Source organism: Paenibacillus bouchesdurhonensis, assembly GCF_900155685.1.
GTDB lineage: Bacteria > Bacillota > Bacilli > Paenibacillales > Paenibacillaceae > Fontibacillus > Fontibacillus bouchesdurhonensis.
On sequence record NZ_LT732548.1, the window covers coordinates 1935250 to 1947511 of the forward strand.

The 12262-nt window shown below is 47.4% G+C and carries 7 protein-coding genes; all 7 read left to right on the plus strand.

Translation table 11 applies throughout. The features are described 5' to 3' along the window. The first annotated feature begins 97 nt into the window (after positions 1-97). Positions 98-2419: an alpha-xylosidase gene (gene yicI, locus CZ379_RS12990; protein ID WP_110932006.1), complete on the plus strand. Its 2322-nt coding sequence runs from the start codon at positions 98-100 to the stop codon at positions 2417-2419. Between the two features lie 400 nt (positions 2420-2819). Continuing rightward, on the plus strand, positions 2820-4607 hold the full coding sequence (locus CZ379_RS12995; protein WP_110932007.1) for a sensor histidine kinase: 1788 nt from the start codon (positions 2820-2822) through the stop codon (positions 4605-4607). A 117-nt stretch (positions 4608-4724) separates the two neighbouring features. Next, positions 4725-5705, plus strand: coding sequence for an ABC transporter permease (locus CZ379_RS13000; protein WP_110932008.1), 981 nt, complete (start codon positions 4725-4727; stop codon positions 5703-5705). A gap of 14 nt (positions 5706-5719) precedes the next feature. Then, a complete protein-coding gene (locus tag CZ379_RS13005; RefSeq protein ID WP_110932009.1) occupies positions 5720-6619 on the plus strand; it encodes a carbohydrate ABC transporter permease in 900 nt (299 codons plus the stop codon). Positions 6620-6810: 191 nt separating this feature from the next. Continuing rightward, complete coding sequence (locus CZ379_RS13010; RefSeq protein WP_110932010.1) at positions 6811-8541, plus strand: ABC transporter substrate-binding protein; 1731 nt, start codon at positions 6811-6813, stop codon at positions 8539-8541. A 111-nt stretch (positions 8542-8652) separates the two neighbouring features. Continuing rightward, positions 8653-11082 (plus strand): glycoside hydrolase family 95 protein, encoded by a 2430-nt coding sequence (locus CZ379_RS13015; protein ID WP_110932011.1) that lies wholly within the window; start codon positions 8653-8655, stop codon positions 11080-11082. A gap of 210 nt (positions 11083-11292) precedes the next feature. Next, the gene (locus tag CZ379_RS13020) at positions 11293-12258 is read left to right on the plus strand and encodes a M15 family metallopeptidase (RefSeq protein ID WP_110932012.1); all 966 of its coding nucleotides are present in this window, start codon (positions 11293-11295) and stop codon (positions 12256-12258) included. Positions 12259-12262: the final 4 nt, after the last annotated feature.

A 12262-nucleotide genomic window follows, 5' to 3' on the forward strand; every position in this document is an offset into this window, starting at 1 on the left:
ATATTATGTTAGAAACGGGGGTTTTTTATCAGTATAATGCAAGTATAGAATGTTTTACGCAAGATTACAATGAATACAGAAAGGCGGTTCTTTAACGATGAAATTTACAGATGGTAACTGGTTGATTCGTGAAGGAATTACACTGTCTCCAGCAGTTCAAGCACATGATTTTTCGATTGCAGATCATAAACTGACGGCCTATGCATCAACAACTCCGATTCATGGCCGCGCTAATACGATTAACGGTCAATTGCTGACCATTCAGTTCCACTCCCCGCTGCCAGGCGTAATTGGCGTGAAACTGGTACATTTTGCTGGCACCGTGGATCACGGCCCTCATTTTGAGCTGGCTGGCGGCAACGGTGATCATGTTCAGATTAGTGAAAATGATGACTATGCCGAGCTGAAGAGCGGAAATCTGAGCGTTAGAGTGAACAAGGGGCCGCAATGGTCTGTTGACTTCTATCGGGGTTCCGAACGTATTACGGGCAGCGCGTTCAAATCCATGGCTCATGCTGAAGAAAGCGGCGGCGCCGTGTATATGCGTGAAGAGCTTGATCTTACGGTTGGCGAATATGTATATGGCCTCGGAGAGCGTTTCACTTCGTTCTTGAAGAACGGCCAAGTGGTAGATATTTGGAACAAGGACGGCGGCACAAGCTCGGAGCAAGCTTACAAGAACATTCCTTTTTATATTACGAACAAAGGGTATGGGGTATTTGTCAATGATCCGGGGGCTGTTTCCTTTGAAGTAGCATCGGAGAAGGTAAAGAAGGTACAATTCAGCGTTCCTGGCGAATCGCTCGAATATTTCGTAATTGACGGACCTGAGCCGAAAGAGGTTCTGAATAAATATACGGCGTTGACAGGCAAGCCGTCTTTGCCGCCTGCATGGACATTTGGTCTGTGGCTGACTACGTCGTTTACGACGAATTATGATGAAGCGACGGTTAACTCTTTTGTAGATGGTATGGCGGAGAGAGATTTGCCGCTGCACGTCTTCCACTTCGACTGCTTCTGGATGCGCGAATTCCACTGGACGGATTTCAAATGGGACGAGCGTACCTTCCCGGATCCAGAAGGAATGCTGAAGCGCCTTAAAGAGAAAGGGCTAAAAATTTGCGTATGGATTAACCCATATATCGCGCAACGCTCCGCTTTGTTTGAAGAGGGCAAGAAGCATGGCTATCTTGTGAAGAAGCCTAACGGCGACGTATGGCAGTGGAACCTATGGCAGCCGGGCATGGCGCTCGTTGACTTCACGAATCCTGATGCATGCGAATGGTTCGCCGGCTATCTGCGCGATCTCGTAGATATGGGCGTAGACAGCTTCAAGACGGACTTCGGTGAGCGGATTCCAACGGATGTCGTCTACCATGACGGATCTGATCCGGTGAAAATGCACAACTATTACACTCAACTGTACAATAAGGTTGTATTTGAAGTACTGGAAGAGAAGCTTGGCAAAAATGAAGCAGCCCTATTCGCCCGTTCGGCTACAGCTGGCGGACAGAAGTTCCCGGTTCACTGGGGCGGAGACTGCTATGCGGATTACGAGTCGATGGCAGAGAGCTTGAGAGGCGGATTGTCGCTTGGCGTGTCCGGCTTTGGCTTCTGGAGCCACGATATCGGCGGATTCGAGAATACGGCGCCTGTCGATGTATTCAAGCGCTGGCTCGCATTTGGCCTACTGTCCAGCCACAGCCGTCTGCATGGCAGCAGCTCGTATCGGGTGCCATGGGCTTATGACGAAGAAGCTGTTGATGTAACGCGCTTCTTTACGAAGCTGAAATGCCGTCTGATGCCGTACTTGTTCGACACGGCGGTCGAAGCTACGGAGCTTGGCGTACCGACTATGCGGGCGATGTTCTTGGAGTTCCCAGAAGATCCGGCAAGCGAAACGCTTGATCGCCAATACATGCTTGGTGATTCCGTACTAGTAGCTCCGGTATTCAGTAAGGAAGGGGATGTAACCTACTACCTGCCAGAAGGAAAGTGGACGCATCTCTTGACAGGCGAAACCATCGAAGGTGGAAAATGGCGCAAAGACAACTATGACTTCTTCAGTCTGCCGCTCTTTGTACGTCCGAACTCCATCCTGGCTCTGGGCGCCAACGATACTAAACCGGACTACGACTTCGCACAAGATGCAGACGTGAGATTGTATCAAATCGAAGACGGTGCGCAGGTATCGCGTAAGGTACGCAGCGTTAAAGGCGACACTGACCTGGAGATCGCAGTATCGCGTTCAGGCTCTACGCTTAGCATTGCGGCAGAAGGCGCAGGCAAGCCGTTCAGCATCAGTCTGCACGGAATGGGTGAAGCAGCCTCCGTTCAAGGCGGCCAGCTCAGCGCTGACGGCAGCATTGAAGTAAGTGCGTTCAGCGGCAAAACGGAAATTCAAGTTACCCTTAAATAAGTCGGGTTCAGGGATCGATTGGCTTGTTAGAATGATGATGAAATAGACTTAATGAGTTGGAACATAATGTGTTAGATAATAGCACGTATAGACATGTGGAAATATCCCCTATTTATAGGGGATATTTTCCGCTTTTTTAGCATTTTGGCGCAATATATCGTCTTTCAAGGCTGCTTTTCCGTAATATCTATAGTTTTTCTTCCAGTGGCAGACCGTTCCCTTTTAGTCATAGCCCGGCTTTGTCATAATAGAATAATAAGCTATAGCGCGGCCAGTAGGCCTAGGCGGTAGCTGTATCTTAATAGATATGTACAAATACCGGAAGGGGCTAGTCAAAATGATGGATGCTGAAAATAGAGATGCAAAGAAGCATTAGAAAATAAGGGGGTGGTGAATCATTATGGGAACCCAAATTGTGCGTTTATTGAATGATCTTAAGTTGAAGCACAAATTGCTGATTACTTATATCGTGGTCGTTATGCTTCCTGTTTTAATTATTGGGGGAGCGGTAACCGGTTATTTTCGGGCGCAGGCGATGGATCGGGCAATTAAGCAAACTACGAACGATGTGCAGAAAATTAAGAGCCAGCTGGCGACAATGCTTCGTGTGCCGACAGACATTTCCAATACGATTATGTTTGATAAAACGCTGCAGAGAATGGTAACTACGGAATACCCTAGCGTACTTGAACTAACCAAAGCCTATTTGGCATATGAAGATTTCAAGGATTACGTCAAGCTTTACCGAGAAATTTCTGCGATACGTTTTTATTACGACAATCCGACGCTCATCAACAATATGGAGCTTATTCCGCTAGAGGAAGCTAGCCGTTCAACTGTGTGGTATCAGAGGGCGATGCAAACGAAAAGCATAAACTGGTTCTATATTCATGATGAAGAGGATGTCCCTGTCCGCAAATTAAGTTTGGTGCGGCAAATTCCTTTTCCGGAGTACCGCTCGAGTGGAGTGCTGATGGTCGTGTTGGATCAGGAGGAATTAAACCGGATGCTGCGGCAGGAGCAGTTTGAGACACTGATCTTCGATGAGCAGGGATACATTATTGCCGGCAAAAATCCAAAGCTTGTAGGACAAAACATAAACGATCTGGATTATGGTATCGATTTGCATCAACAGGTGAACGGAGCGCACAAGATGGAGGTCAATGGCGAGCCATCCTATTTGGTTAGCGAGGATTTACTTCCGGAATCCAGCGTAAACGGCTTGAAGATTGTATCTGTCTTTACAACTGATGCCATTGTAAAGGGTGCCAATACCGTTAGTTTTTTGGGCCTGATTTTTGTAATGCTTGTATTGCTGATCGCTCTGCTGTTTGTTTATATCGTGTCATTTCTTATGACAAACCGATTGCTGCGTTTAAGCCGTCACTTTAATCGGCTGGCCTTAGGCGATCTCGCCGTCGTATCTTCCGTAGACGGAAATGATGAAATTGGGCAACTATCTCGACAGTTCAATTATATGGTTGAGAGCATCAAACTGCTGATGAATCAGGTTGTAGAGAAGACGGAGCAGAACAATTCCCTAGAAATCGCGCAAAGGGAAATTAAGCTGAAAATGCTGGCCAGTCAAATCAATCCGCATTTTCTGTTTAATGCGCTTGAATCGATTCGGATGAACGCCCATATGAAAGGCGAGAAGGAAATCGCTAATGTCGTTCGCCTGCTCGGGAAATTGATGCGTAAAAATCTGGAGGTAGGACGGGAGCAAATTACTTTGAAGGAAGAACTGGATATGGTTCGCTCCTATTTGGAAATCCAAAAGTTCCGCTACGAGGATCGATTGAATTATGAGTTAATGATTGATCGTAAATTAGAGGGGATTTACATGCCGCCCCTAATTATTCAGCCGCTCGTGGAAAATGCCGTTGTGCATGGAGTCGAGAATAAGGAAAGCGGAGTCAAGGTGAAGTTGATCATTCAGGCAGTGGGCGAGCATGCGGAAATTATGATCGAGGACGATGGGGTAGGGATGACTCTGGAACGACTCGAAGAAGTGAGGAATTCGCTTCAAGGATCGGAAGCAGGAGTGGATAATCGTATTGGCTTAAGCAATGTTCAGCAAAGACTCACAATGACCTTTGGTGAACAGCATGGTCTAAATATTTCCAGTAAATACAATAAAGGCACACAGATTTCTTTCACAATTCCCTTAAAAAGGGGACATATCTAATTATCGCTGGTGAATGTCTAATTTCTATATGGTTTTCTCTGAAATCTGTCGGGTATTACCTAACCTTCTTCTAGTTTATCTTTAATATATAGTCAGAAGGGGGGATTGGACAGACAAATGAAGACGCTCTCAGCGCAAGCCGATACTAGAAATGTAAGCGCAACCCCTGAACCGCCGAAAAAGCGGAAGAAAGGAATATGGCGAACAGTAGTACGGCAAAGATACCTTTATATGATGTCCGTACCATTCGTAATTTGGTTGTTTGTATTTAACTATTTACCGATCTGGGGCTGGACGATGGCATTCCAGAATTATAAACCGTCCAAGTCATTTTTTGATCAGGAGTGGGTCGGCTTAAAGCACTTTGTGGATCTATTCCAGGACGAGAGGTTTTACCTCGTTCTAAGAAATACGCTGGCGATGAGCGTGATGGGATTAATTGCGGGCTTCGTTATCCCAATCGCTTTTGCGATATTTCTGAACGAATTGCGGGGGAAATATTTTAAACGAACCGTCCAAACGATATCTTATTTACCTCACTTCGTCTCATGGGTCGTTGTGGCGGGGATTATTACAAAGATGCTCTCCATTGATGGAGGGATTGTCAACGAGATTTTGCTTGCACTTCATATTATAGATGAACCCATTCAATTCATGGCCCAGGGCAAATGGTTTTGGGGGATTGTAACCGTTTCCGACGTGTGGAAGGAGACCGGTTGGAACGCGATTATTTATTTAGCAGCGATCGCTGGAATTGACAGAGAGCTATACGAAGCAGCAAAGGTAGATGGTGCGGGTCGTTTCAGACAAATGTGGAATATTACTTTGCCGGGAATCCGGACAACCATTTCCGTATTGCTGATTATGTCGATCGGTCACTTGATCGGTATCGGCTTCGAGAAGCAGTTCCAGTTAAGCAACTCGCTCGTAACGGATTATTCGGAAGTTCTCGATTTGTATGCATTGAATTACGGTATTAACATCAGTCGGTTCTCTTATGGTACGGCAATAAGCATGTTTACTTCTGTAGTAAGTATCTTCCTGTTGCTTACAGCGAACGGTATCATGAAGAAAACAACAAAAGAAAGCATCATGTAGGGGGAGGAAATAAAATGGCAAGTAAAGCATTCGACTCCACCAAATCCGATCGAATCTTTGATGTTTTCAATTTTATAATCATGACGATGATTATGATCATCACGTTGTATCCATTTTTGAACGTGCTGGCGATATCGTTAAATGATTCTACGGATACGGTTCGTGGGGGTATCTATCTGTGGCCGCGTGAGTTCACCTTGGAGAATTACAAAACCATTTTCAGCTACAGCAGCTTGATTCAAGGCTTCAAAATTTCGATTTTGCGTACACTGTCAGGAACTGTTCTTGGCTTAATAAGCAGTTCGATGCTCGCGTATACACTGAGTCGGCAGGATTTTCAGTCAAGAAAATTTATCTCTACATTTCTTGCAATGACGATGTATGTTTCCGGCGGGTTAGTTCCGACTTACATGCTAATGCGGCATTTGGATCTTATCGGTACGTTCTGGATTTATATTTTGCCTGGCATTGTCAGCGCATTTAACGTCTTCGTTATCCGTTCTTTCATTGATGGCTTGCCTTATGCATTACAGGAGTCGGCAACGCTGGACGGAGCAAATGATTTCACGATTTTTTACAAGGTTATTCTCCCGCTTTGTAAGCCGGTATTGGCAACGATCGCATTGTTTCTTGCGGTGGGACAATGGAATTCCTGGTTTGATACCTACTTGTATAACGGTAACAAATCACATCTGACTACACTGCAGTTTGAGTTAATGAAGATTCTGCAGAGTACGAACCAAGGAGCTAACATGATTAATGCTAATGATATGGCGAATCAAATGGCTCAAGTATCTCCTGAATCGATCAAGATGGCGATTACTATAGTCGTTACATTACCAATCTTGTTTGTGTATCCTTTCCTGCAGCGTTACTTCGTGTCCGGTATGACGTTGGGTGCCGTCAAGGCATAAATGGTCTGGAAGTTCAATTCCGCCGCCTAATTCTGAAGCGGCGGAACTAAACTACGCAGCATAATCATCACTAGGAATAGACTCGAAAAATTTAAACTCGGCCATAGTCTGCTCATAACATTGGTATACGCAGGGGGATAACCTGTTATACAAATATAGCTTGTGATTATTACATGAGGGGGAAAGTAGAAATGAAATGGAAAAGTCCTAAGACGATAGCGGTACTTTTACTGGCAAGTACGATGCTGCTCAGCGCCTGCGGAAGCTCAGGCGGCGATGGCAAGAATGCAGGGAATGGTAATACGGGCAATACAAATCAAAGTAGTGAAGCGGCAAATGATACAAGTCCGATCACATTTACATTCTTTGGCGCAGATGCGAGTCCGAACTGGAATAACATGCAGGACGACATTGGTAAAGTGATTACCGAGAAAACAGGAGTAACAATCGACGCTGAATACGACGTCGGTAGCGGCGGCGGGGACAACAAGCTTGCCCTGATGACAGCAAGCGGCGACGTTCCGGATATGATTTTTGCAAAAGGCAACTTGTCCAGCCTGGTAGATGCTGGCCTTGTTATCGACATGGCTCCACTTATCGAAGAGCATGCTCCAAACATTAAGAAGATTTTTGGCGACAACATGAACCGTTTGAAATACAGCAATGAAGATCCTTCCATCTATTCCCTTACGACGAACATGGGGGTGGATCAGCAATCATTTGATGCTGGCGGAGGGTTTGAAATACAGCAACGTGTATTGAAGGAGCTTGGCTACCCGAAAATCCGTACGGTGAAGGACTTCGAGAATGCACTGAAGCAATATGTGGAGAAGCATCCGACAACGGATGGACAACCTACGATACCACTTACTTTAAATGCTGATGACTGGAGAATTATGATTACGGTTACAAATCCGGCATTCGCAGCAACAGGTGCGCCGGATGACGGCGAATACTATGTGGACCCGGAAACCTACGAGGCTAAGCTGCACTACAAACGTCCGGAAGAGAAAGAGTATTTCCGCTGGTTGAACCATATGTACAATGAAGGACTGCTTGATAAAGATACTTTCGTGCAAAAGGATGACCAGTACAAAGCAAAAATTGCCAGCGGACGTGTTCTCGGTCTAATCGACCAGGAGTGGGGATATCAAGATGCTGAAAACGCATTAAAAACAGCTGGCAAGGACGAATACACATATGCGCATTTCCCTGTAACATTGACTGAGGAGTATGTCGATCACTCCTTCCAATCAGCAGGTGTTGACGGTTATGGCATCAGTATTACAACTGCTTGTAAAGACCCGGTTCGTGCGATTAAATTCTTGGATTGGATGTCTTCTGAAGAAGGCCAAATTCTCAGAAACTGGGGAATTGAAGGAAAGCATTATACTGTAGATGCAGAGGGAACACGTATCATTCCAGATGAAATTATTCAAAGAAAAATTAACGACATGACGAATTTTACTAAGGAATCAGGCGTGGGATTGTACTTGATCTTCGGCGCTCGTTATGGTGACGGTGTAAAAGATTCAACAGACAACTACTATACAACGAATTTCCCTGAGCAAATCGTAGCTAACTATACACCGGCCGAGAAGGAGACATTGGAAGCTTACGGTGCGACAACCTGGAAGGATCTGTTCCCATCGGAGGATGATTTCCCGGCGAAAGAGTGGGGCGCACTGTACAACATGCCTGTTCCTACAGATGGCGACTACCAAATTATCTTCAAGAAAACGCAAGATATCGTTCGTAAGCGGATCCCGGAAGCCGTTCTGGCAAAACGTGAAAACTTCGACAAAATCTATGATGATTTCCTCGTCGAGCTGGATAAGGCTGGTGCGGAAAAAATGGAAGCCGAGTATACGGAGCTTGTTAAAGCAAGAGTGGCCCTGTTCACAGGCAAAGACATTAAATAATGGAGTAGTTTTCGATTGATAAATTTATGAAAACTGTATAGTTTGGATCAAGAAAAGGCCCGTATTTACTCGGGCCTTTTCCCTAAGTTTGCACATCTCGGAGGGGAGAAAATGAGCAGAGACAGCCAGTTCGGCAATGGGGATACAAAGCTGTGGTACAATCAGCCCGCCTCCCGTTGGGAAGAAGCACTTCCCGTCGGAAACGGAAGGCTCGGGGGGATGGTGTTTGGCGGGGAGCGCAGCGAACTGATTGCCTTGAATGAAGATACGCTGTGGTCAGGCTTTCCCCGCGACCAGCACAATTATGATGCGCTTCGTCATTTGCAGAGAGTACGCGAATTAATATTTGCAGGAGAATATAGAGAAGCGGAGCAACTGATCGAGGCGAAAATGCTGGGCAAGCGTACGGAGTCTTATCAGCCGCTAGGCAATTTGAAATTAGAGCATTTGGGTATTGGGGCGATCACGGATTATTATCGGGAACTGGATTTGGACACAGGCATTGCCACGGTGACATACCGTGCTGATGGTACTCGCTTTGTAAGAAAGGTATTTGTCAGTGCAGTAGATCAGGTGTTGGTTGTACATCTGACAGCAGAGGGGCAGAAGACGATCCAGCTAGGCATCGCTCTAGATTCTCTGCTCCTGCACAGCGTCGGCGGATGTGCTGAAGGGGACGGGCTTGTCATGCGTGGTCAGGCTCCGAGTCATATCGCTGACAATTATAGGGGAGATCATCCTCAGTCCATCCTTTATGAAGAAGGGCTCGGGTTGTCCTATGAAGTGCATCTGCGTGTGCTGCATGGCGGCGGGACTGTGATTGTACGGGATGATGATGGACAGCTAGAGGTCTCCGGCGCAAGCTCAGTAATGCTGTTGCTCGCAGCGGCGACCGATTTTGCCGGTTATGGCATCATGCCGGGTGTGGCCAAAGAAGTAAGCATTGCGGATAAATGCAAACAGCCGCTGCAAACCTCGCTTGAGCAAGAGTACGAAGCGCTGCTTCGCAATCATGTCGAGGATCATAGAAGCTTGTTCCGCCGGGTAGAGCTGAAATTGAACTCGGAATTGAAGCCGGTGTCTCAGCCTGAGCCGGGCACGATGCTGGAATCGAATAGGCTGGATAACAGCTTGTTGCCGACTGACGAACGTCTAAAGGGGTATCAGTCGGGTAAGCCCGATCCGATGCTGGAGGTACTGTATTTTCAATATGGCCGTTATTTATTAATGGCAAGCTCCAGGCCGGGCACGCAGCCAGCCCATTTGCAAGGAATATGGAATCCGCATATGCAGCCCCCTTGGAATAGCGATTACACGACGAACATTAATACCGAAATGAATTACTGGCCCGCGGAAATCTGTAATTTAAGCGAGCTGCACGAGCCCTTGTTCGACTTGATCCAGGACTTAAGCGAGACGGGAGCGCGGACGGCACGGATTCATTACGGCTGTCGCGGCTGGACCGCCCATCATAACGTGGACTTATGGAGGGCCGCTACGCCGTCGGACGGGGAGCCGAGCTGGGCGTTCTGGCCGATGGGCGGGGTATGGCTATGCCGGCATTTGTGGGAGCATTATGCATTTAATCTGGATAAAGAATTTTTAGCAGAAACGGCTTATCCATTAATGAAAGGCGCGGCCGAATTTTGTCTTGACTGGCTTGTTCCGGGGCCAGGCGGAGAGCTTGTCACTGTCCCTTCGACCTCCCCCGAGAATAAGTTTTTGACGAAGGAAGGGGAGCCTTGCAGTACATCCGCAGCTTCCACGATGGATCTGTATCTTATTCGGGAATTGTTCGAGCATTGCATGCAGGCAGCCGAGCATCTGGACATCGACAGAGAGTTTGTCCATAGGCTCGCTGAAGCATTAGAACGCATGGCCAAGCCTTCAATCGGCCCGGACGGACGATTGCGGGAATGGAGCAAGGATTACCAGGAAGCCGAGCCGGGGCATCGTCATGTATCGCATCTATACGGTCTGTATCCTGGCAGTGCCATCACGCCGACTCGCACGCCGGACTTTGCAGAGGCGGCAAGGAAATCACTGGAGAGCCGGATTACCCAGGGCGGGGGCCACACGGGCTGGAGCTGCGCCTGGCTGATCAATCTGTATGCGCGATTAAAAGACGGAAATGCAGCGTATCGTTTCGTGAATACCTTGTTGTCCCGTTCGACGTATCCGAATTTATTCGACGATCATCCGCCGTTCCAAATCGACGGCAATTTCGGCGGAGCGGCTGGAATTGCCGAGATGCTGCTTCAGAGCCACGAGGGGACGATTGAGCTGTTGCCTGCACTGCCTGAAGCTTGGCCGAGCGGCCGCTTCAGCGGCCTGAAAGCGAGGGGAGGCTTTACAGTTAGCGCGGCCTGGGAGAACAGCCGCCTGAAATCAGCTGACCTGACTTCCAGTGTGACAGGGTGGTGCTCAGTTCAGTATGCGGAGCCTTTAAGTGTTCAGGCGTCGGACGGAACCAGCGTGAGCACGGGGGGGCGTTTCTGGGCCGAAGCGGGTGAGACATACTTGATTCAACTACAGAACTAGGGGCATTATGACCGTTGGGTCGAGTGCTTGCTGGATCGGCCTGTTGACAACGGATATAAAAGGCTATACTATGCAGTCATCTAAGCAATAAGGAGTGTTACTGTTTCAATCTGGCACCACCAAATCCTTAAATGTAAGAGGAGCATATTCTCTATGCATTTACTGATCTTGGTGGTTTTCTTGTTTCCTAGGACGAAAGGGGGAGATCATATGAGCAGAAAATGGTTAACAATAGGCTTAGGCTTGGCAGCATTATTGGCAGTATTACTGGCAGGATGTTCATCTACTCTTAAGCTAGTAGACGAACAGAATTTATCTATCGAGGCAACATCTGAGGAAACGGGAGCAGGCGAGCACGCAGAGGAACAAGCGTTTTCTGGAGGGGCTGGAAGTTTGGAAACAGAGCAGGGCTCCGAGCAAGAGGAGAAGGAAGCTGAATCAGACCTTGTGGGCGATCAAGCAGAGATTGGGCAAATTTCCGAGCAGGAAGGGGAAGAGGCTGAGTCAGAAGCAGAGGCTGGTCAAGCAGGAGATCATCCGGCTGTCGAGATTGCGAAAGCGCGAAAGCTGCCCGAGGGTTTTGTTTATGTGGACGAGGTACTTAAGCATGCCTTCTATGAAATTCGCTATTATGGAGAATACAACTTTGTTGGACAGCCAATCGACGGCTATCATGCGCCGTTTGCTATTTTAAGTGAGCAAGCAGCAAATGCATTAAAAAAGGCAGAGCAGGCATTGGAGCCGCTTGGCTATGCCTTGCTCATTTATGATGCCTATCGTCCGCAAAAGGCGGTAGAGCATTTTGGTCAATGGGCGGCAGATGAGCGGGATGTTAAGATGAAGGAGGAATTCTATCCAGACATTGACAAGAAAAATGTGTTCAAGCTGGGCTATCTTTCACACCGATCAGGTCATTCGCGCGGCAGTACTGTTGACTTAACACTAGCTGATCAAGAAACAGGAGAGCCGCTTGACATGGGCGGAATACATGATTTCTTGGGCGAGATTTCTGCGCATGATGCAGCAGGCTTGACAGAAGCGCAGGCAGAGAATCGGTTGCTGTTGAAAGAAACGATGATGGCTGCCGGTTTTAAACCGTACCGTAAGGAATGGTGGCATTATACGTTGAACAACGAGCCGTATCCAAAGAAGTATTTTGATTTTGATGTGGAATAGCGAG